Source organism: Massilia sp. MS-15 (assembly GCF_020176695.1).
Taxonomy (GTDB): domain Bacteria; phylum Pseudomonadota; class Gammaproteobacteria; order Burkholderiales; family Burkholderiaceae_D; genus Telluria; species Telluria hydrophila.
This window is the reverse complement of the sequence record NZ_JAIWIA010000046.1, coordinates 37,712-58,649: the sequence shown is the minus strand read 5'-3', so window position 1 is coordinate 58,649 and position 20,938 is coordinate 37,712. Positions and strand designations below refer to the sequence as shown.

The window sequence follows — 20,938 nt, the reverse complement described above, 5'->3', positions numbered from 1 at the left end:
TATTTTACCAACAAGATTTCGCGCGTCCGCCACGTTTGTGCATGTATCGGAATGTGCGGGCGGTAACCGGGTGTAAATGTGCTTCAATAGTTTCTGAACAGAAGCTAATCTACAGCCTAGGAAAAATCCGTCTCGATAAGGGAGAACAGAATGAAACGCCTGATGGTCGCCGCCGGAGCGGCATTCGCGATGCTGCTGACAGGGTGCGCCACCACGATCCGCAGCGACGTCACCACTTTTCACCAATGGCCGGCGCAGGTCGAGGACAAGAGCTATGTGTTCGAGGCGCCGCCTGCGCAGGACGACACGCTCGAGTACCGCGCCTACCAGGACCTGGTGCGCGGCCAGCTGGCGCGGCTGGGCTTTCGCGATGCCGGCGCCGGCAAGCCGGCGCTGACGGTGTCGATGCGCTTCACCACCACCGACGTGCCGGTGCGCGTATTCGAGCCGGTCTCGCCCTTCTACCAGCCGCTGTGGCATCCGATGCCGCGCTTCGGCTACCGCGGCTTCCCGCGCCGCTACTGGGGCGGCTGGTACGCGAGCCCGTTCTACGATCCGTTCTGGAGCCCGGCCTACCAGGTCTCGGTGGAACACCAGTACCGGCGCGAGCTGCAGGTCGGGATCAAGTCTGCCGCCGACGGCAAGCGCCTGTTCGACGTGACGGTGCACAACACCAGCCGCCAGCTGTCCACCCCGGCCGTGATGCCGGCCCTGGTGCAGAGCGCCTTCGAGGGCTTCCCCGGGCCCTCGGGCGTGGCGCGCCGGGTGGAGCTGAAGCAGAACCAGGGCTGAGCGCCCGCCAGCAAGCAAGCAAGCAGAATGGGGCCGCAAGGCCCCATTTTCATATCGGCGTTACGGCGTGAAATAGGCCTCCGACCCGAAGGTGATCGCCACGATCAGTACCAGCGCGAATGCCAGCACCACCAGCAGGCGCCCGAATTTCGGCGCGCCGTCGTCCTTGTCCGGCTGTTCGCTCATGGCAGCAGCACCGTCGAACCGGTGGTGCGGCGGCCTTCGAGCGCGCGGTGCGCTTCGGCGGCGTCGCGCAGGGCGAAGCGTTGCTTGACCTCGATCTTCACCTTGCCGCTTTCCACCATCTCGAACAGTTCGGCCGCCATCGCTTCCAGCGCCGGGCGCGTGGCCGCATACGAGAACAGGGTCGGCCGCGTGATGTAGAGCGAGCCGCGCGAAGCCAGCTCGCTCAGCGCGAACGGCGGCACCGCGCCGGAGGCATTGCCGAAGCTGACCATCAGCCCGCGCGGCTGCAGGCAGTCGAGCGAGCGGATGAAGGTATCCTTGCCAACCGAGTCGTAGACCACCGGCACCTTGGCGCCACCCGTGATCTCCAGCACGCGCTGCACCACGTCTTCGGTGTTGTAGTTGATGACGTGGGCTGCGCCATGCGCCCGCGCCAGTGCCGCCTTTTCTTCCGAACCGACCGTGCCGATCAGGTTCACGCCCAGCGCCCTGGCCCATTGGCAGGCGATCAGCCCGACGCCGCCCGCGGCCGCATGGAACAGGATGGTCTGGCCGGGCTGCAGGGCATAGGTCTGGCGGAACAGGTACTGCACCGTCAGGCCCTGCAGCATCATCGCGGCCCCGGTTTCGAAGGAAACCGATTCCGGCAGGCGCACCAGGTAATGGGCCGGCATCACGCGCGCCTCGCTGTAGGCGCCGGACGGGCCGCCGGCATAGGCGACGCGGTCGCCGGGCGCGACGTGGGTCACGCCCTCGCCCACCGCTTCCACCACGCCCGCGCCTTCCTGGCCCAGGCCGGAGGGCAGGTCCAGCTTGTATAGGCCGCTGCGGAAATAGGTGTCGATGTAGTTCACGCCGATCGCGTGGTGGCGCACGCGCGCCTCGCCGGGCCCGGGCGTGCCGGGCTCGGTGTCCACGTAGTCGAGTACCTCGGGGCCGCCGGTGGCGGCGATGCGGATTGCCTTGACCATGCGGTCCTCCTTCAGGCCTGGGTGCCGCTGCGCATCAGCTGCGACAGTACCAGGCGCGCGGTCGAGACGTTGGTGGCGCAGGCGATGTCGTGCACGTCGCAGGCGCGCACCAGCGCGTTGATGTCGGGTTCATGGGGCTGCGGGGTCATCGGATCGCGCAGGAACACGACGCAATCGATCCCGCCACTGACCAGGCGGGCGCCGATCTGCAGGTCACCGCCCACCGGGCCGGAATGCATGCGTTCGACCGCCAGCCCCAGTTCCTTCGCCAGGCGCCCGCCGGTGGTGCCGGTGGCGCACAGGCTGCACGCCTGCAGGAAGCCCAGGTATTCGCGGGCCAGGGCGATCATCTCGTCTTTTTTCTTGTCGTGCGCGATCAGCGCGATCCTTGGTCTGGCAGTCATGGTCATTGTTTTATCGAGAGCGTATAAATACCCAGCAGGACCAGGCCGGTGCCGGCCAGCTGCACGCCGGTGACCGGTTCGCCCAGGATCAGCGCGCCGAGGAAGAGCGTGGATACCGGCCCGATCATCCCGGCCTGCGAGGCGGTGGCGGCGCCGATGCGCTGTACCGCGGCCATGGTCATGAACACGGGGAAGATCGTACAGAATACCCCATTCACCAGCGACAGCCAGTAAACGCCGGCCGGCTGCACCAGCATGCCCGCCGGACGCAGCAGGAAGAACTGGCCGATGCAGGCCACGCTCGAGACGCACATGGCATAGGCCACCAGGCGCAGCGAGCCGATGCGGCGCACCATCTCGCCGGTGCCGATCAGGTAGACGGCATAGGCCAGGGCCGAGCCCAGCACCAGCAGCGCGCCCAGCGCCGTATTGCCGGCGCCACCCGCCAGGTCGTGCACGAACACCAGCACGATGCCGGCATAGGCCAGGCCCAGCGCCGCCCAGGCGGCCGCGCCGATACGGCGCTTGAAGACCAGCATGTTGGCCAGCAGGACGAAGGTCGGGGTCAGGAACAGGATCAGGCGCTCCAGCCCGACCGAGATGTGCTGCAGGCCGAGGAAGTCCAGGTAGCTCGACAGGTAGTAGCCGAGCAGGCCCAGCCCGACGATGCGCCAGCGGTCGCGCACTGCCAGCGGCGGCTGGGTGCGCATCTTCCACAGCGCCACGGCGGCAAACACCGGCAGCGAAAACAGCATCCGGAACGCGATCAGCGTCACCGCATCGATCTGGTAGCGGTACAGCAGCTTGGCCACGATGGCCTTGGTGGAAAACAGGACGGCGCCGGCGACGGCGATCGCCAGGCCGGACACCAGGGCGGCGCGCGGCAGGGGCGCGCTGGTATTGACGGGAGTGCTTCGCTTCATCCATGGATTGTACGGGCGATCGGCCGGCTTCGCTGGCGCCAGGCCGGCTTCGCTTCCGGCCGCCATGCTGTTGTTTCCGCGACTGCCGGCGCCGATTTGGCGGGTAGGGCCTATGCTAGAATGTCGCCCACTCTTGCATACCGTCTAAGGAATTCTCGACATGGCTGGACACAGCAAATGGGCCAACATCAAGCATAAGAAAGCCGCCACCGACGCCAAGCGCGGCAAGATCTGGACGCGCCTGATCAAGGAGATCACCGTGGCCGCGCGCATGGGCGGCAGCGACATCAACTCGAACCCGCGCCTGCGTCTGGCGGTCGAGAAGGCGGCCGACGCGAACATGCCGAAGGATAACGTCACGCGCGCGATCCAGCGCGGCGCGGGCGAACTCGAAGGCGTGAACTACGAAGAGATCCGCTACGAAGGCTACGGCATCGGCGGCGCGGCGATCATCGTCGACTGCCTGACCGACAACCGCGTGCGGACCGTGGCCGAAGTGCGCCACGCCTTCAACAAGTACGGCGGTAACATGGGCACCGAGGGTTCGGTGGCCTTCATGTTCAAGCACGTCGGCCAGTTCCAGTTCGCGCCGGGCGTCGATGAAGACAAGCTGATGGAAGCCGCGCTGGAAGCCGGCGCCGACGACGTGGTGCAGGACGAGGAAGGCGGCTTCGAAGTGCTGTGCGCCCCGTTCTCCTACGCCGGCGTGAAGGAAGCGCTGGAAAAGGCCGGCTTCAAGGCCGAGGTGTCGGAAGTGATCATGAAGCCGGACAACGAGACCGTGCTGACTGGCGACGACGCCGCCAGGATGCAGAAGATCCTCGACGCGCTGGAGAACCTGGACGACGTCCAGGATGTCTACACCAACGCGGTCATCGAAGAGTAACGAAAGACATCGTATGAAAATCCTCGTCGTCGGCTCCGGTGGCCGTGAACATGCCCTGTCCTGGAAACTGGCGCAGTCCGAGCGCGTCCAGGCTGTCTTCGTCGCCCCCGGCAACGGCGGCACCGCGCGCGACGCGCGCCTGGTGAACGTCGAGATCACCGATCCGGCGGCGCTGGCCGACTTCGTGGTGGCCGAAAACATCGCCCTGACCCTGGTGGGCCCGGAGGCGCCGCTGGCCGCCGGCATCGTCAACCTGTTCCGCGCGCGCGGCCTGAAGATCTTCGGCCCGACGAAGGAAGCGGCGCAGCTGGAGAGCTCGAAGGACTTCGCCAAGGCCTTCATGCAGCGCCATGGCATCCCGACCGCGAAGTACCAGAGCTTCTCGGATGCGGCCGCGGCCCACGCCTACGTGGACGCCAACGGCGCCCCGATCGTCATCAAGGCTGACGGCCTGGCGGCCGGCAAGGGCGTGGTGGTCGCGATGACACCGGACGAAGCGCACGCCGCGGTCGACCACATGCTGTCCGATAACGCCTTCGGCGACGCCGGCGCCCGCATCGTGGTCGAGGAATTCCTGCTAGGGGAGGAAGCCAGCTTCATCGTCATGTGCGACGGCAGGAACGTGCTGCCGCTGGCCACCAGCCAGGACCACAAGCGCCTGAAGGACAAGGACGAAGGCCCGAACACCGGCGGCATGGGCGCCTACTCCCCGGCCCCGATCGTGACCCCGTCGATGCACGCGCGCGTAATGCGCGAAATCATCAACCCGACCATCCAGGGCATGGCCAGGGACGGCATCGTGTTCACCGGCTTCCTGTACGCCGGCCTGATGATCGATAGCGAAGGCAATCCGCGCACGCTGGAATTCAACTGCCGCATGGGCGACCCGGAAACCCAGCCGATCATGGCGCGCCTGAAGAGCGATTTCCTGAACGTGCTGGAACACGCCTGCAACGGCACGCTGGACGCGGTCGAACTGGAATGGGACCGCCGTACCGCGGTCGGTGTCGTGATGGCGGCCGCCGGCTACCCGGACAGCCCGCGCAAGGGCGATGTCATCGACGGCATCCCCGCCGAGACGGCGGAATGCGTCACCTTCCACGCCGGCACCCAGCTGGTGGGCGGCAGCCTGCAGACCAGCGGCGGACGCGTGCTGTGCGTGGTCGGCCTGGGCGATAGCGTCAAGATGGCCCAGAAGCAGGCCTACGAGACGGTGGAACGCATCCACTTCAACGGCGCCCAGTACCGCCGCGACATCGGCTGGCGCGGCCTGAAGTAAGCCGCGCAAGCATACGAGTACCAGACCGCCACCTGGGCAGGTGTACAATCTGCCCACTTTCAGCCATCCCGCCCAGTACGTCCAGCCTACATGTCCAGCCCCGACCCATCCGCCATCAAGACCTGGCTGCTCGCCCTGCAGTCGCGCATCGTCGCGGCCCTGGAAGACATCGACGGCAAGCCCTTCCTGGCCGACAGCTGGGAGCGTCCGGAAGGCGGCGGCGGCTTGTCGCGCCTGATCGAGGAAGGCAATGTGTTCGAGCGCGGCGGCGTGAACTTCTCGCACGTGACAGGTTCAAGCCTGCCGCCTTCGGCCATGGCCGCGCGTCCGGAACTGGCGGGCCGCGCGTGGGAGGCGATGGGCGTGTCGCTGGTGCTGCATCCACGTAATCCCCATGTGCCGACGGTGCACATGAACGTGCGCTTCTTCGAAGCGACGGCCGAAGGAAAAGATCCGGTATGGTGGTTCGGCGGCGGCATGGACCTGACGCCCTACTACGGCAACATGATTGATGCTCGCCACTTCCACCAGGTCTGCCACGACGCGCTGGCGCCGTATGGAGACGACCTGCACCCGCGCTTCAAGAAGTGGTGCGACGACTACTTCTACCTGAAGCACCGCAAGGAAGCGCGCGGCGTGGGCGGCATCTTCTTCGACGACTTCAACGAGACCGGCTTCGACGCCGCCTTCGCCATGGTGCGCGAGGTGGGCGACGGCTTCCTCGACGCCTACCTGCCGATCGTGAAGGCGCGCATGGACACGCCCTACGGCGAGCGTGAACGCGGCTTCCAGGCCTACCGGCGCGGACGCTACGTCGAATTCAACCTGGTGTGGGACCGCGGCACCCTGTTCGGCCTGCAGTCGGGCGGACGCACCGAGGCGATCCTGATGTCGATGCCGCCGATCGTGACATGGCGCTACGACTGGCACCCGGAACCGGGTTCGCCTGAAGCGGCGCTGTACACCGATTTCCTCCCGCACCGGGACTGGCTCGCCCCGTGACGGCCTGCGTTGCCCTGCTGGGTGGCAGCTTCGACCCGGTGCACCACGGCCACGTCGCGCTGGCCGCCCTGTTTGCCGACCTGCTCCAGCCCGACCAGCTGCGTATCCTGCCGGCCCGGCCGTGGCAGAAGAGCGCCCTGCAGGCCAGCGATGCGCAGCGCATCGCGATGCTGGAACTGGCCTTCGCCGGGCAGCCCTACCCGGTGGCGATCGACCCGCGCGAAATCGAACGGGCCAGCCCGACCTATACGGTCGAGACCCTGCGCGGCCTGCGCGCCGAGCTGGGCGAGGCCGCCTCGATCGTGTTCCTGATGGGCGCCGACCAGCTGATGAAGCTCGACAGCTGGCGCGACTGGCAGGACCTGTTCGCGCTTGCCAACCTGGGCGTGGCGGCGCGCCCGGGTTACACGCTGTCCCAGGACGGACTGCCGCCGGCCGTGGCGCAGGCACTCGCGGGACGGCTGGCGACGCCCGCGCAGGTGCGTGCCACGCCGTTTGGCAAAGTATGCCTGGCGCATACACTGGCGGTGGATATTTCCGCCACTCAAATTAGAAACGCCTTGCATGCGGGCGCCGGCAGCGCCGCCAACACCGGGCTTGACCTACGCGCGCTCGTTCCGCAGCAAGTGCTAGACTATATTCAACAACACAACTTATACAAAAACTAATGGATATCAAGAAACTGCAGACCCTCGTCGTGGACGCCCTCGAAGACGTCAAGGGCCAGGAAATCGTCCTGTTCGACACGACGCACCTGACCAGCCTGTTCGACCGCATCGCCGTCGTCTCGGGCACCTCGAACCGCCAGACCAAGGCGCTGGCCGCGTCGGTGCGCGACAAGGTCAAGGCCGCCGGCGGCGACGTGGTCGGCATGGAAGGCGAGGACACCGGCGAATGGGTGCTGGTCGACCTGGGCGACATGATCGTGCACATCATGCAGCCGGCCATCCGCCAGTACTACCGCCTGGAAGAGATCTGGGGCGAGAAGCCGGTGAAGCTGGGCGCGGCCAAGCGCAAGTCGACGCCGGAAGCGGCGGAGGCGGCCGAATCGAAGGTCAAGTCGAAGCACCTGGCCGCCAACAAGGACGAGCCGGAAGCCCAGCCGGTCAAGGAACGCAAGCCGGCCGCGCGCAAGACCACCGCCAAGACCGCCACCGGCACCGCCGCCGCCAAGAAGCCGGCCGCCAAGAAGGTCCCGACCGGCAAGACCGTGAAGGTTGGCCCGAGCAAGACCGAGATCGCCGCCGTCGAAGCGACCAAGGCCAAGCCGCCGAAGCGCACGCCGAAGGCGGCAGCGGCCGATGCCGAGCCGGTGAAAAAAGTCATCCGCCGCGTGAAGAAGGCCGCCGAGTAAGCGTCGTCCCTGATTTATGCAGCTGATCATTGCCGCTGTCGGGCACAAGATGCCGGCCTGGATCGAATCCGGGTTCGGCGAGTACACGAAGCGCATGCCGCCCGAGCTGCGCATCGTGCTCAAGGAAATCAAGCCGGTCGAGCGCTCCGGCAGCAAGACCGCCGCCACCGCGATGGCGCTCGAGCGCGAGCGCATCGAAGCCGTGCTGCCGAAAGGCGTGCGCATCATCGCGCTCGACGAGCGCGGCAAGGACCTGACCAGCGTCGGATTGTCGCGCATGCTGGAACAATGGCAGCAGGACGGGCGCGACACCGCCTTCCTGATCGGCGGCGCCGACGGGCTCGACCCTGAACTCAAGGCGCGCGCCGAAGGCCTGATCCGCATCTCCAGCATGACCCTGCCGCACGGCATCGTGCGCGTGATGCTGGCGGAACAGCTGTACCGTGCCTGGTCGATCACCCAGAACCATCCGTATCACCGCGTCTGACGCCTGCCCCATGAAATACACCGACAAGAAGATCTACCTCGCCTCGAAGAGCCCGCGCAGGCGCGAACTGCTGCGCCAGGTGGGCGTGGAATTCGAGCTGCTGATGCTGCGCAGCGACCCGGCACGCGGGATCGACGTCAGCGAAGAGGTGCTGCCGGGCGAAGACCCGCAGGCCTACGTGGCGCGGGTGGCGCGCGAAAAGGGCGCGTTCGCGTGGAAGGTGCTGCAGATGCGGCGCCAGCCGCTGCGCCCGGTGCTCACCGCCGACACCACCGTCACCATCGACGGCGAGATCCTCGGCAAGCCGGCCAACCGCGAGGAGGCGCTCGCCATGCTCGGGCGCCTGTCCGGCCGCACCCACCAGGTGCTGACCTCGGTGGCGATCCACGCCGAGCGGGTGGCCGAGCAGGTTACCCAGGTGTCGGACGTGCGCTTCGCGACCTTGACCCCGGCCCAGATCCAGGCCTATTGCGCCACCACCGAGCCCTATGACAAGGCGGGCGGCTACGGCATCCAGGGACTGGCCGCGCTGTTCGTCGAGCACATCGAAGGCAGCCATTCGGGAATCATGGGCCTGCCGCTGTTCGAGACGGCCCGGCTCCTGCGCAAGGCCGGTTATCCCGTGTAGGGTGGGCGGGTATCCCGCCCACGCGGTGATCGTTTGCAGCAAGATCATCCGGCAAGAACGCGGAGCGGATAGCAATCACCGCGTGGGCGAGGAACTCGCCCGCCCTGCGTCAGCCCCGCCGTGCAAGCACCGTGTATCATGTCGCTCTGAACAATACTGCACGGCCGGCCATGAACGAAGACATCCTCATCAACATCACCCCGCAGGAAACGCGCGTGGCGCTGATCCTGCAGGGCGCTGTGCAGGAGCTGCACATCGAGCGCACCCTCACGCGCGGGTTGGCAGGGAACATCTATCTCGGCAAGGTCGTGCGCGTGCTGCCGGGCATGCAGTCGGCCTTCATCGACATCGGCCTGGAGCGCGCCGCGTTCCTGCACGTGGCCGACATCTGGGAAGCGCGCAACCACGAGGGCGCCAACGGCGCGCTGGCGGCGCCCACGCCCATCGAAAAGCTGCTGTTCGACGGCCAGGTACTGACCGTGCAGGTCATCAAGGACCCGATCGGCACCAAGGGTGCGCGCCTGTCGACCCAGATCTCGATCGCCGGCCGCATGCTGGTCTACCTGCCGCAGGACCAGCACATCGGCATTTCGCAAAAAATCGAAAAGGAGGCCGACCGCGAGCACCTGCGCGCGCGCCTGCAGAACCTGCTGCCGAAGGAAGAAAAAGGCGGCTACATCGTGCGCACCCAGGCCGAGGAAGCCCTTGATTCCGACCTCGCCGCCGACGTCGACTACCTCCGCAAGACCTGGAGCACCATCGTCCAGGGCGCGCGCACCAGGCCGCCCACCACCCTGCTCTACCAGGACCTGAACCTGGCCCAGCGCGTGCTGCGCGACTTCGTGCACGAGGAGACCGCCACCATCCAGGTCGACTCGCGCGAGAACTACAACATGCTGGTCGAGTTCGCGCAGGTCTATACCCCGAGCGTGCTGGCGCGCCTGACCCACTACACCGGCGAGCGTCCGCTGTTCGACCTGTACGGCGTCGAGGAAGAGATCCTGCGCGCGCTGGGCCGGCGCGTGGACCTGAAAAGCGGCGGCTACCTGATCGTCGACCAGACCGAGGCGATGACCACCATCGACGTCAACACCGGCGGCTATGTCGGCGGGCGCAACTTCGCCGATACCATCTTCAAGACCAACCTGGAAGCGGCGCATGCCATCGCGCGCCAGCTGCGCCTGCGCAACCTGGGCGGCATCATCATCCTCGACTTCATCGACATGGAGAACAACGAGCACCGCAACGCCGTGCTCGCGGAACTGAAAAAGACCCTGGCGCGCGACCGCACCAAGGTCTCGGTGAGCGGCTTCTCGGCGCTCGGCCTGGTCGAGATGACCCGCAAGCGCACGCGCGAATCGCTGGCCCACATCCTGTGCGAGCCCTGCCCCGCCTGCTCCGGCAAGGGTCAGGTGAAAACCTCGCGCACGATCTGCTACGAGATCCTGCGCGAACTGCTGCGTGAAGCCAAGCAGTTCAACCCGCGCGAGTTCCGCATCGTCGCCTCGCAGGAGGTGATCGACCTGTTCCTGGAGGAGGAATCGCAGCACCTGGCCATGCTGGGCGACTTCATCGGCAAGCGCATTTCGCTGCAGGTCGAAAAGGGCTATCACCAGGAACAGTACGATGTGATCCTGATGTAAGGTGCCCGGTAAGCTCGGCCAGGCCGACAAGTGCGCGGCCAATCCATATCGATAGTTATAATGGGCATGTTTGCCCTTATTCATCCTTTGTTTCGCCCCTGCCAGGCTGACTACGCAGCGCCTCTTCGACTATGGATCATTTCCTTTCCCCCAAGTTAGTTTCGCTGAGGAGCACAGTCGAGGAACTGACTGCGCGCGTGATCATGCCGAATGCCGACCGGGTCGACCGTGAATACATCTGGCCTGCGCACTCGATGCAGGCCCTGGCCAAGGCTGGCTTGATGGGTTTGCAGGTACCGGAGCATCTTGGTGGCCATGGGCAGGGCTTGCTTGCACTGAGCGTCATTGCCGAGACGATCGGCAATGCCTGTCCCTCCTCCGCGCTTTGCTTCGGCATGCATTGCGTCGGCAGCGCCGTGATTGCGGCAAAGGCCACGGTCGACCAGCAGGAAAAGTACCTGCGCGCCATTGCCCGAGGCGAACACATCACCACGCTGGCTCTGTCGGAAAGTGGGTCGGGTTCCCATTTTTACCTGCCGGAAACCACCGTGACCCTGGATGGCGACCACTACCGGATCAATGGAACCAAGCACTTCATCACGAATGGCGGCTTCGCCGATTCGTACGTGGTTTCCGCGGTAGCCGACGATGGCATGGCGCAGACAGGCGACTTCAGTTGCGTTGTGGTGGACAAGGACACGCGTGGCATGGAATGGCTCCAGCCATGGCGAGGCTTCGGCATGCACGGCAACTCGTCGCGTGGCTTGCGGCTGCAGGATGCAGCCGTACCCCGCACCCAGCTGCTCGGAGAAGAAGGCGACCAGGTATGGTATGTGTTCGAGGTCGTCGCGCCATTCTTCCTGATGGCCATGGCCGGCACCTATCTGGGGATCGCGCAGGCTGCGCTCGATGCGGCCGGCGAACACCTGCGTTCACGAAAATTCAGCCACTCCGGCGAAGCGCTACGCGACGTCGAGACCCTTCAGACACGCTATGCGGAAATGTGGACCAGTGTCGAGAAGACCCGCAGCCTGGTACGCGAGGCCGCGCGCCGCGGCGACATGGGCGACCCCGAGGCACTACCGTTCATTCTGGCTTGCAAGGCCGATGCGGGGGACACCGCCGTGAAGCTGGCAAACGATGCGATGACGATCTGTGGCGGCATGGCGTACGGCGAAAACAGCCGTGTGAGCCAGATGCTGCGCGATGCGCGCGCCAGCCACGTCATGTCGCCGACCACGGACCTCCTCAAGGTCTGGACCGGGCGTTCCCTGCTCGGCCTTCCTCTCCTGTGAACGCATTGTGAACCGCCCCATCCTGCTGGTGAGCGGCGGCGAGGCGTGCGCTACCTACCTCCTCGCGCTCGGCGATCGCCTCCGCTCGGCCGGCTTCCCCGTCGAGCCGGCGACGCCAGCCGACGCCGTCGATATCGTGCGCGGGAAGGCGCAAGCGGGCGAAGCGCCGGAGCTCGTCCTGATCGACGCCGCCACGGGCCACGTGGGCGTACTGGCGCGCATGCTGCGTGCCGCATGCGCCAGCGCCCACCTGATGTTCGTGTGCAGGGACGCGCAGATTTCTTCGCTGCGCCTCGAACTGCAGCGCACGCCCATGATCGGCGCGTACTGGTCGATCGGCGCCGTTGGCGATCCGGCGCTGGAACGGCTGATCCGCGAGGCCGTGCACGGCACGCGGCGGCGCCTGAAGCTGCGCACGACGCTGGACAAGGCGAATTCCCTGCTCCAGGCGCCCCGGCCTGCCGATGGCCTCGCATACCGGCGTCTCTTGATGTCCGAGCACTACCTCGAGAGCTTCCTGTCCCAGAGCAGCGACGCCATCGTGGCGCTCGACCACCGGTCCACCATTCTGTATTCCAACGCCAGCGCCGCAGCGCTGTTCGCCATGGAAGGGGCGGCCATGCCGGGGCTGCATGCCTCGGCGCTTCCATGCTGGACACCCGGGTTCGCACAGTACCTGGACCAGGTGGCAGGCGGCGCGCGCTTCCAGAGCGCCGAATTCGACTGCGACATCGGCGGGCGCACGCTGCCCATCGAGATCGTGTTCTCGCGCGTTGCTGACGAAACCGGCAGTTTCCTTGGAACTACACTTGTCGTCAGAGATATTACCACCCGACGCATTGCGCAGAACCGCCTCATCGCTCACCAGGCCGACCTGGAACAACTCGTCACCGAGCGTACCGAGGCACTGCGCGCAACCGAGGTGGCGTTGCGCCAGTCCCAGAAACTGGAAGCGATCGGCAAGCTGACCGGCGGCGTGGCGCACGATTTTAATAACATCTTGCAAGTAATAGCGAGTAATCTCGAAATGCTGCAAGCAGAGTCGCGCGATAATCCTCTTACCTTGTCCAGGCTGCAGAAGGCCATCGCCTCCGTTGACCGGGGAGCAAAACTGTCTTCGCAACTCCTGTCCTTCGCCCGGCGCCAGCCATTGCAGCCCGTGCCCACCAATCTGGGACGGATCGTGCGCGACATGGACGACCTGCTCAGGCGGGCGCTGGGCGAATCGATCGATGTCGAGACCATCGTGGGTGGTGGCTTGTGGATCACCATGGTCGACCGCAACCAGCTCGAGAATGTCATCCTGAACATGGCCATCAATGCGCGCGATGCCATGCAATCCGAGGGACGCCTGACGATCGAACTCGGGAACGCGATGCTCGACGATGCGTATGTCGATGCACTGGCCGATGTGCCGGCCGGGCAATATGTGCTGCTGGCGATTTCCGACACCGGTTCCGGAATGACCTCCGAAACGATGGAACGGGTATTCGAGCCCTTCTTCACGACCAAACCCGAAGGCGAAGGTACCGGGCTTGGCCTGAGCATGGTGTACGGTTTTGTCAAGCAGAGTGGCGGGCATATCCGTATCTACAGCGAAGTCGGCCATGGCACGACCTTCAAGATCTACCTGCCCCGGGTCCACGCGAATGAGGCGCTCATCGACGATGTGCGGCGCGCTCCGGTCAGCGGCGGAAGCGAAACGGTTCTGGTCGTCGAAGACGATCTGACGCTGCAGGGCACCGTGGTCGAGATGCTGAACGGGCTTGGATACAAGACGCTGAAAGCCAGCGATGGCGAAAGCGCCCTGACGATCCTGAACAGCGGACTGCACATCGACCTGCTGTTCACCGACGTGGTCATGCCCGGCAAGGTAAAAAGCACCGAGCTGGCGCGCCAGGCGAAACTGATTCAGCCTGGCATCGAGATATTATTCACGTCAGGGTATACGCAAAATGCGATTGTCCACGGCGGGCGGCTCGACCCCGGAGTCGAGCTGATCAGCAAACCCTACCGCCGCGACGACCTTGCACGCAAGATCGGGCACCTGCTGGCGAACAAGCGGCAGGCCGCCACACTCCAGCGCGTCCTGGAAGGCAAGCCTGTCCTGTCCGTGGAAGCGCATGCCGCCCCGGCGCGCCGCATCCTGGTGGTCGAGGACAATCCCGATGCGCTCGACATGCTCTGCGAATTGCTCAGGATGCTCGGACAGGATGTGCATGGCGCTTCCAGCGGAGAACAAGCCATCCGCTTGCTGGCGACCGAGACCTTCCACGTGTTGCTGACGGATGTCGGTTTGCCGGGGATGTCCGGCATCGACCTGGCAATCCAGGCCAGGCACAGCCAGCCGGCCCTGAAAGTGATTTTCGCTTCTGGATATGGCGCCATCGACGAGCTCGACTTCGAGACGGCCTCCCTGCCCAAGCCCTACGATCTGGCAGACCTCCAGCGCGTGCTGGAGATCGGCGAACGCCCGACGTAGCGAAAGGCATGCAGGAGGCGCTACCCTGCCCGCCGACGCCGTGAAGCAGGAAGCGAACGAATGATCGCCTCGAGATGCGCCAGATTGACCGGCTTGACCAGGTGATGATCGAAGCCGGCGCTGAGCGAAAGCACCTTGTCGTGTGCCTGGCCGTAGCCCGTCAGCGCAACGAACACTCCCCCCGCATTTTCAGCCCGGCTCCGCAGTCGGCGCACCAGTTCATAGCCATCGAAATCGGGCAGGCCGATATCAAGTATGTACAGATCGCTCGGAACCTCGCCAGCTACCTTCATGGCGGCCTGCGAGGTGTATTCCACCCGCACGGAATGACCTTGAACGCGTAGCACCCCGGCCAGCATGTCGGCCGCATCCGAATTGTCATCGACGATCAGGATCGACAAGCTGCTCGCATAGTCCGAAGGAAACGCCCAATTGGCCGTGGACCGATCGTTTGCCGCGTTGTCCTTGGTGACCACCAGGGGCAGGGTGACGGAAAACCTGCTTCCCTTGCCTGTCCCGGCACTGAAGGCGCGAACGCTGCCGCCATGCATGCCGACCAGGCTGTGAACGAGCGATAAACCGAGGCCGAGTCCGCCCTGGCTACGGTCCGGTGTGCGGGTTGCCTGCGTGAACAACTCGAAGACATGCGGCAGCAACGCACGGTCGATGCCGATTCCATTGTCTTCGATGACGATGTGCACATGCCCCGCATCGACTGCGATATCGAGTCCGATCTTGCCGCCTTGAGGCGTGTACTTGGCCGCATTGTTCAGGAGGTTGACCAGGATCTGGCACAGCCGCACCCGGTCGCCGAGCACGACCGCCGGCCGGGAATCGACGTGCAGCGAGAGCTGGTGCTTGCGCACTTCGATAAGCGGCCGCGCCTGCTCGATCGCATTGCTGACAACATCCTTGATGGGAACGGGCGCCATTTCCAGTTCCACCAGACCGCGGGTGACCCGGGACACATCCAGCAAATCATCGATGAGTCGGGTCATGTGGCCTACCTGGCGCGCGATGATTTCCGAGCTGCTGCGCACGCGCTGCGCGTCCGCATTGCTGATCGTCAGCAACTGGGCCGCAGTGGCAATCGGTGCCAGCGGATTGCGCAGCTCGTGCGCCAGCATGGCCAGGAATTCGTCCTTGCGGTTGTTCGCTTCTTCAAGGGAATGCTCGCGCAGAACCTGCTCGGTGATGTCAACCAGAATACCCCGGATACCAACGGCATCGCCGCTCTGGTCGGCGAATACGCTGCCTTTCATCCGGACCCATATCGTCGCGCCATTGTCCGGACGAATCCTGCGGGTGACCTGGTCGACCGTGCCGACATCCGAGACGGCGCGCTCGATTGCCGTGACATGGGCCGCACGGTCGGCGTCGACAATGGTGTCGAGCTCGCGCGCATACGTTCCGGGACCATGTCCCAATACGATGGCAACGTTGTCGGAGTAGCGTACTTCACCACGACGGCAGTCGCACTCCCACGCCACCATGCTGCCGGCGTCCAGCCCTTCCTGCAGCCACGCCTGCGTCTTCTTGAGGTCTTCCTGCACCTGCTGCAGTGCCGAGACGTCGGTGCAGGTACCAAACCATTGCTGTACATGTCCTTCGAGGTCCTTCAGGGGCTCGGCCAGCACGTAGAAAGGCCGGAAGCGCCCGTCCTTGCCCTTGATGGGAAAGGTCATTTCGAAGGCCTCGCCGGTCGCGAGCGAGCGCTTCCAGCGTTCGACGACCTGCGGAAGCACGGCGGGATCATGTACGCAAGCCCAATTCCAGCCAGTCATTTCACTTTCGTCCAGGCCGGTATAGTTGAGCCAGCGCTCGTTATACCAATGCACCAGACCTTCCTGGTCCGCCATCCAGGCCAGCTGCGGGATGGTGTTCGCCAGTTGCTGGATCCGGTGATGTCCCTCGACAACGGCCCGCTTGACCTGGACAAAATCAGTCAGGTCCATCATGGCGGTGACTGCTCCCAGCATAGCGCCTTCGTCGTTCTGGACCGGTACGGATCGATGCAGGACCGTGCGGCGCGTGCCGCGCATGTCGAACGGCTCGATCTCGATCACGGTGTCGTGGACACGCTCGCCACGCAATGCCCTCGCTGTCGGCCATTCGTGCACGGTGACAGGGCGGCCGTGGCGTTCGGACTGGTCCGCCCACCAGCCCGAGTAGGCCGCATACGCGTCCACGTTCTCGGTCGCGGGAGGATTTCCCCAGATACGCTTGCACTCGTTGTTCATCACCAGGATTTCCCCGCCGGCATTTGCATACGTAAGACCGACCGGCGTGGCTTCGAGGAGCGCCTTGATGCGGCGCTCGTTCTCGGCGGCGGCATCCTGTGCATGGCGCCGGTCCGTCACGTCGCGAAAATAGACGGACAAGCCCTCCGATGAAGGATAACAGTGACATTCGAGCCATACGTTCAGCGGCGCGGGGTAGTATTCCTCGAAATGGGTCGCGACACCCATGTCGACTGCGCGCCGATACTCCCGCCCGAACAACAGGTGTTCTGCATGTGGAAACAGATCCCATAGACAGCGGCCGATGAGGTCTTCGCTGCGCACGCCGAGCATCCTGGCACCCGTTTCGCTGAAATAGGTGTAGCGCCAGTCCTTGTCCAGAATGGCAAGACCGTCCGTGATGCTGTCGAGCACCCGCTGCAATGAATCGTGCGCAGCCTGGATCTTGTCCGCGGCGTCCTTGCGCTCGGTGATATCCCTGGATACGCCGAGCAGACCGGTAACTTTCCCGTCCTGGTCGCGGAAAGGGCGTTTCTGCGACAGCCAGATGCGCCGTGTCCCATCAGGCATGGGCACGGTTTCTTCGACTTCCTCGGCCTTTCCGGTGTCCATGATGCGCCGGTCGTTTTCCATGACCAGTCGGGCCACATCTTTGTTAACAAGGAGTTCGATGTCCGTCTTCCCTTGCACCTCATGAAAGGGCTTGCCGATCAGGGCAAGTGCTGCCGGATTGGCGTAGCGCATCCGCCCATCGCGGTCCTTGGCAAACATGACGTCCGCCGAGTTGTCGCCAATGGCCCGCAGCAGCGCGAGTTCGGTACGCAGCGACGACTCGACATGCGCGGAGGCCGTGACGTCCCGGATCCAGATGACGACTGCGGGAAGCGTCGCCGAAGTCAATGGCAAGCGCTCGATCCGCCCCTCCCACACCGTCTCGCCGAGACCCGCTACCTGCGCGTGGAAATTCTTGACCTCCCACGATTCGCCGGTCTGCAGCACCCGCAATATGCCGCTCTCCATGCCATCGCCGGCCGCTTGGGGAAACACCTCGCGCAGCCGCATTCCGACGATATCGCGGTCGCCCGTCAAACTCCGGTGCGATGCATTCGCATAGCGGTAGCGCAGCGTTTCCCCCTCCAGGACGGCAATGCAGACTTCCATCTGTTCGAGCACTGTGACACGCAGATCAGCGGCCGCGTTCGCCGCAGGCGGGGAGTAGAGCGAGCTTGCCTTCCGTTCCAGCTCCCTGCGCCAGGCTTCTACTTCGCTCGCTACAACGCAATAACGATGCGCGATGCCCTCTACATCATGCGGATGCGCACAAGCCTCTAACGCGACCTTGGCAATGAATTCGGCAGTATAGGGAAAAGGGAAAACAGTCGTCGGCATGAATTGGGCAATGACATGAAAACCCGATTTTGCCGTGTTTTTGCATCCGACGCCTGAATTCTGCAATCAAATCGCCACGTTGCTGTGCGCGGCCCCGGCTGTCTAGCGGACACTGACATCGTCTTCAGCGGCGGCGTCGCGATTCAGGGGTGGTCATCCGCGCGCCAGCGCCATGGCCTCGAATTCCTCCACCGGCATCGGTACGCCGAGCAGGTAGCCCTGGAAGGCGCGGCAGCCGAGCGCCTTCAGCTGTTCCAGCTGCGCGGCCGTCTCCACCCCTTCCGCGATGTGCCCGAGCCCCAGCCTGTCCGCCAGGCCAATGACGATCTCGACGATGCCGGCCGAGCGCGGATTGTCCACGCAGGTCGCCACGAACGACTGGTCGATCTTCAGGCTGCTCAGCGGGAAGCGCTGGATGTAGCTGAGCGAGGAAAACCCGGTACCGAAATCGTCGACCGAGAAGCGTATCCCTTCCCGCCGCAGGCTGTGCATCTTCTCGATGGTGGCCTCGATGTCGGTGGCCAGCAGGGATTCGGTCAGTTCCATCGACAGCCGGGACGGATCGGCCCCTGCGACGCGCATGATCCCCAGTGAGCGCGCGACGAAATCCTCGTCGTGCATCTGGCGCGCGCTGACGTTGACCGCGATGCCGAGCCTGGCCAGCGCCGGCACCCTGGACCAGGCCGCGAGGCGTTCGCTCGCCTGGCGCAGCACGATGTCGCCCAGCCTGACGATCAGGTCCGAGGTTTCCGCCAGCGGGATGAAACTGCCCGGCGCCAGGAGGCCGCGTAGCGGATGCTGCCAGCGCAGCAGCGCTTCGGCGCCGACGATCTTCTGTTCGGCATCGAACTGGGGCTGGTAGTACAGGACGAATTCGCCGCGCTCCACCGCGTGCGCCAGCTCGTCCTGGAGCCGGGCGCGCTCGTCGATCATGCGCTGCATGGCGGGATCGAAGAAGCGGATGGCGTTGCGCCCGGCCGACTTGGCCGCATACAGGGCGATGTCGGCCTGCTGCAGCAGCAGGTCGGCACTGCCCTCGCCGCGCTCGACCAGCACGGCGCCGATGCTGGGAGTGATCGAGAAGTGGCGCTCGCCGATCGGAAACGGACGGCCCAGCAGATGGCACAGGTCGCGGGCGCGCTGCTGCGCCAGCACGGCGCATGAGACCTCGGTGTGCGCCCCACAGTCGAGCAGCACGACGAATTCGTCGCCACCGAGCCTGCCGACGAAATCGCCCCGCTCCAGTGCTCCCAGCAGGCGCCGGCCAACTTCCTGCAACAGGCGGTCGCCGAAGGGGTGTCCCTCGGTGTCGTTGAGCAGCTTGAAGTTGTCGAGGTCGATCAGCAGGACCGCGCTGGCCTGGCCGTCCGCCACGGCGCGCATGCGCCGGCGCTCGAGTTCGCGCAGCAGGTAGCGCCGGTTCGGCAGGCCGGTGAGGTAGTCATGGTCGGCGCTCAGCTGCAGCTGGCGTTCCAGCTGCTTGCGCTCGGTGAGGTCGGTGTTGGCGCCGGAGATGCGCACCGCGCGTCCGGTGGCCTCGCGCAGCACGAAGCCGCGGCTGAGCACCGGGACCGCATGGCCATCGCGGTGCCAGAGCCGGAATTCGATCGCATAGCTCACCTCCGCTCCAGCCAGCAGCTCGGCCAGGAAGCGGTTGACGCGCTCGCGGTCTTCCGGATGCAGCAGCCGCTGCCAGGCCTCGATGTCGGTCGGGTGGGTCCCGGGCGCATAACCGAGCATGTCCCACCAGCGCTCGGAATAGAACAGCGTCTGCTGGTCCAGGTCCCAGTCCCAGTAACCCTCGTTCAGCGCGCGCAGGACCAGCTGCAGGCGCTGCTGCGAATGCTCCAGCGCCTGCTGGGTGGCCACCAGTTCGCTGCAATCGGTGAAGCAGACCACCGCCGATGCGATCTGGCCGCCGCTGTCGAAGACCGGATAGGCGTTGCAGATCAACCAGATGATGTGCGCTCCCGGACGCCGCACCCCCACCACCACGTCGGTGACCGGCAGCTTCTCGCGCAATACCCGGCTGGCCGGCAGGTCGTCGACGTCGATCGCGCTGCCGTCCGGCGCGACGAAGGACCAGCCGGGATGGTCCGCCGGGCGTCCCCGGATGTCGGGCAGGTCCTCGCCGAGCAGGCGCTGGGCCATGGCATTGGCGGCGATCACCGCCGACTGGGAGTCGTGGATGACGATGCCCGCCGGTACCTTGTCGATCAGATTTTTATCGAGATGAAATCCCATAGCAAGCTTCAGCCTATCATAGGGTCGTCAATACGTCACGGGATCACTCTAGCAAGCCAGCGGAACGCGCGGCGCAGGCATGCGCGCCGGCGCACCCTCAGCGTACTTCCAGCCGGCCCTCGCGCAGCTTCAGGCGCTGGATACCGGGCAGGCCGATCAGGTCGCGGTCGTGGCAGGCCATCACGACACTGCCGCCGCGTTCGAGCAAGGTGGGAATCAGGGCGATCACCTGTTCGCGCGCCGGGCCGTCCAGGTTGGCCGTGGGCTCGTCCAGCAGGAGCAGGCGCGGCTGCAGCACGCGGGCGCGTGCCAGCGCCACGCGCTGCTTCTCGCCGCCGGAAAGGCGCGCGGGATGGGTATCGCGCAGGTGCGCCACGCCGGCCCAGCACATTGCTTCTTCCACGGCCGGCGCCACCGTCTGCCGCCGCTCGCCGCGCGCCAGCAAGCCGTAGGCGATGTTGTGGGCCACGCTGGTGGAAAACATGATCGGGTGCTGGTGCACGAAGCCGATCGCGCGCCGCAGCGCCGCCGGATACGGATGCAGCGGCATGCTGCGTCCCTCGAATGCGATGCGGCAGGCATCGCAGCGTTCCAGCCCGGCCAGCATGCGCAGCAAGGTGGACTTGCCGGCCCCGTTCACGCCGGTCAGCACATAGGCGCTGGCGGCCGCGATGTCGAGCCGCTCGATCTCGAACAGCAGGCGCTCGCCGTGGCGCTTGCGCATGCCTTGCAC

General features: G+C 65.3%; 18 protein-coding genes. 11 read left to right on the top strand and 7 right to left on the bottom strand.

All coding sequences use genetic code 11. From position 1 onward, the window contains the following. The first annotated feature begins 150 nt into the window (after positions 1 to 150). Entirely contained in the window at positions 151 to 792 is a 642-nt protein-coding gene (locus tag LCI23_RS17515) for a DUF4136 domain-containing protein (protein ID WP_224947738.1), read from the top strand. A gap of 60 nt (positions 793 to 852) precedes the next feature. On the opposite strand, the gene LCI23_RS20600 is transcribed toward LCI23_RS17515, so the two are convergent. Genes LCI23_RS20600 through LCI23_RS17500 form a run of 4 tightly spaced genes read right to left on the bottom strand, consistent with a single transcriptional unit; the run spans position 853 to position 3,276 of the window. After that, a complete protein-coding gene (locus tag LCI23_RS20600; RefSeq protein WP_268824822.1) occupies positions 853 to 978 on the bottom strand; it encodes a hypothetical protein in 126 nt (41 codons plus the stop codon). Next, positions 975 to 1,949, bottom strand: coding sequence for a quinone oxidoreductase (locus LCI23_RS17510; protein WP_224947737.1), 975 nt, complete (start codon positions 1,947 to 1,949; stop codon positions 975 to 977). Before LCI23_RS17510 ends, LCI23_RS20600 begins: the two co-directional genes overlap by 4 nt. 11 nt (positions 1,950 to 1,960) lie before the next feature. Beyond that, positions 1,961 to 2,359: a methylglyoxal synthase gene (locus tag LCI23_RS17505; protein ID WP_224947736.1), complete on the bottom strand. Its 399-nt coding sequence runs from the start codon at positions 2,357 to 2,359 to the stop codon at positions 1,961 to 1,963. Further along, the gene (locus LCI23_RS17500; RefSeq protein ID WP_224947735.1) at positions 2,356 to 3,276 is read right to left on the bottom strand and encodes a DMT family transporter; all 921 of its coding nucleotides are present in this window, start codon (positions 3,274 to 3,276) and stop codon (positions 2,356 to 2,358) included. The genes LCI23_RS17505 and LCI23_RS17500 overlap by 4 nt, the downstream gene beginning before the upstream one ends. A gap of 160 nt (positions 3,277 to 3,436) precedes the next feature. On the opposite strand from LCI23_RS17500, the gene LCI23_RS17495 reads away from it, so the two are divergent. The 10 genes from LCI23_RS17495 to LCI23_RS17450 all read left to right on the top strand — a co-directional run bounded on the left by LCI23_RS17495 (position 3,437) and on the right by LCI23_RS17450 (position 14,332). After that, positions 3,437 to 4,162 carry a YebC/PmpR family DNA-binding transcriptional regulator gene (locus tag LCI23_RS17495; protein ID WP_224947734.1) on the top strand — a complete coding sequence of 242 codons (726 nt, stop codon included), beginning with the start codon at positions 3,437 to 3,439 and terminating at the stop codon, positions 4,160 to 4,162. A 13-nt stretch (positions 4,163 to 4,175) separates the two neighbouring features. Beyond that, positions 4,176 to 5,441, top strand: a complete 1,266-nt coding sequence (purD, locus tag LCI23_RS17490) for a phosphoribosylamine--glycine ligase (RefSeq protein ID WP_224947733.1) — start codon at positions 4,176 to 4,178, stop codon at positions 5,439 to 5,441. Between the two features lie 90 nt (positions 5,442 to 5,531). Beyond that, the gene (hemF, locus tag LCI23_RS17485) at positions 5,532 to 6,443 is read left to right on the top strand and encodes an oxygen-dependent coproporphyrinogen oxidase (protein WP_224947732.1); all 912 of its coding nucleotides are present in this window, start codon (positions 5,532 to 5,534) and stop codon (positions 6,441 to 6,443) included. Further along, on the top strand, positions 6,440 to 7,111 hold the full coding sequence (locus LCI23_RS17480) for a nicotinate-nucleotide adenylyltransferase (RefSeq protein WP_224947731.1): 672 nt from the start codon (positions 6,440 to 6,442) through the stop codon (positions 7,109 to 7,111). Before hemF ends, LCI23_RS17480 begins: the two co-directional genes overlap by 4 nt. Further along, a complete protein-coding gene (gene rsfS / locus LCI23_RS17475) occupies positions 7,111 to 7,797 on the top strand; it encodes a ribosome silencing factor (RefSeq protein ID WP_224947730.1) in 687 nt (228 codons plus the stop codon). The genes LCI23_RS17480 and rsfS overlap by 1 nt, the downstream gene beginning before the upstream one ends. Positions 7,798 to 7,813: 16 nt before the next feature. Continuing rightward, positions 7,814 to 8,284, top strand: a complete 471-nt coding sequence (gene rlmH / locus LCI23_RS17470) for a 23S rRNA (pseudouridine(1915)-N(3))-methyltransferase RlmH (RefSeq protein WP_224947729.1) — start codon at positions 7,814 to 7,816, stop codon at positions 8,282 to 8,284. Between the two features lie 10 nt (positions 8,285 to 8,294). Next, positions 8,295 to 8,912 carry a nucleoside triphosphate pyrophosphatase gene (locus tag LCI23_RS17465; protein ID WP_224947728.1) on the top strand — a complete coding sequence of 206 codons (618 nt, stop codon included), beginning with the start codon at positions 8,295 to 8,297 and terminating at the stop codon, positions 8,910 to 8,912. A 170-nt stretch (positions 8,913 to 9,082) separates the two neighbouring features. Then, entirely contained in the window at positions 9,083 to 10,555 is a 1,473-nt protein-coding gene (gene rng / locus LCI23_RS17460; RefSeq protein ID WP_224947727.1) for a ribonuclease G, read from the top strand. Positions 10,556 to 10,686: 131 nt separating this feature from the next. Beyond that, positions 10,687 to 11,850, top strand: coding sequence for an acyl-CoA dehydrogenase family protein (locus LCI23_RS17455; protein ID WP_224947726.1), 1,164 nt, complete (start codon positions 10,687 to 10,689; stop codon positions 11,848 to 11,850). Positions 11,851 to 11,857: 7 nt separating this feature from the next. After that, positions 11,858 to 14,332, top strand: coding sequence for a response regulator (locus LCI23_RS17450; protein WP_224947725.1), 2,475 nt, complete (start codon positions 11,858 to 11,860; stop codon positions 14,330 to 14,332). Between the two features lie 20 nt (positions 14,333 to 14,352). Here LCI23_RS17450 and LCI23_RS17445 read toward each other — a convergent pair whose 3' ends face one another. From LCI23_RS17445 to LCI23_RS17435, 3 genes are all read right to left on the bottom strand, one after another. Beyond that, on the bottom strand, positions 14,353 to 18,027 hold the full coding sequence (locus LCI23_RS17445; RefSeq protein ID WP_224947724.1) for a PAS domain-containing protein: 3,675 nt from the start codon (positions 18,025 to 18,027) through the stop codon (positions 14,353 to 14,355). Positions 18,028 to 18,114: 87 nt separating this feature from the next. Then, complete coding sequence (locus LCI23_RS17440) at positions 18,115 to 20,205, bottom strand: bifunctional diguanylate cyclase/phosphodiesterase (protein WP_224947723.1); 2,091 nt, start codon at positions 20,203 to 20,205, stop codon at positions 18,115 to 18,117. 97 nt (positions 20,206 to 20,302) lie between these two features. Next, the gene (locus LCI23_RS17435; protein ID WP_224947742.1) at positions 20,303 to 20,929 is read right to left on the bottom strand and encodes an energy-coupling factor ABC transporter ATP-binding protein; all 627 of its coding nucleotides are present in this window, start codon (positions 20,927 to 20,929) and stop codon (positions 20,303 to 20,305) included. Between the last annotated feature and the right edge of the window lie 9 nt (positions 20,930 to 20,938).

Coding starts and splice junctions, on each gene's coding strand:
- LCI23_RS17515 (WP_224947738.1), top strand. CDS start 151: ATGAAACGCCTGATGGTCGCCGCCGGAGCGGCATTCGCGATGCTGCTG.
- LCI23_RS20600 (WP_268824822.1), bottom strand. CDS start 978: ATGAGCGAACAGCCGGACAAGGACGACGGCGCGCCGAAATTCGGGCGC.
- LCI23_RS17510 (WP_224947737.1), bottom strand. CDS start 1,949: ATGGTCAAGGCAATCCGCATCGCCGCCACCGGCGGCCCCGAGGTACTC.
- LCI23_RS17505 (WP_224947736.1), bottom strand. CDS start 2,359: ATGACCATGACTGCCAGACCAAGGATCGCGCTGATCGCGCACGACAAG.
- LCI23_RS17500 (WP_224947735.1), bottom strand. CDS start 3,276: ATGAAGCGAAGCACTCCCGTCAATACCAGCGCGCCCCTGCCGCGCGCC.
- LCI23_RS17495 (WP_224947734.1), top strand. CDS start 3,437: ATGGCTGGACACAGCAAATGGGCCAACATCAAGCATAAGAAAGCCGCC.
- purD (WP_224947733.1), top strand. CDS start 4,176: ATGAAAATCCTCGTCGTCGGCTCCGGTGGCCGTGAACATGCCCTGTCC.
- hemF (WP_224947732.1), top strand. CDS start 5,532: ATGTCCAGCCCCGACCCATCCGCCATCAAGACCTGGCTGCTCGCCCTG.
- rsfS (WP_224947730.1), top strand. CDS start 7,111: ATGGATATCAAGAAACTGCAGACCCTCGTCGTGGACGCCCTCGAAGAC.
- rlmH (WP_224947729.1), top strand. CDS start 7,814: ATGCAGCTGATCATTGCCGCTGTCGGGCACAAGATGCCGGCCTGGATC.
- LCI23_RS17465 (WP_224947728.1), top strand. CDS start 8,295: ATGAAATACACCGACAAGAAGATCTACCTCGCCTCGAAGAGCCCGCGC.
- rng (WP_224947727.1), top strand. CDS start 9,083: ATGAACGAAGACATCCTCATCAACATCACCCCGCAGGAAACGCGCGTG.
- LCI23_RS17455 (WP_224947726.1), top strand. CDS start 10,687: ATGGATCATTTCCTTTCCCCCAAGTTAGTTTCGCTGAGGAGCACAGTC.
- LCI23_RS17440 (WP_224947723.1), bottom strand. CDS start 20,205: ATGGGATTTCATCTCGATAAAAATCTGATCGACAAGGTACCGGCGGGC.
- LCI23_RS17435 (WP_224947742.1), bottom strand. CDS start 20,929: ATGCGCAAGCGCCACGGCGAGCGCCTGCTGTTCGAGATCGAGCGGCTC.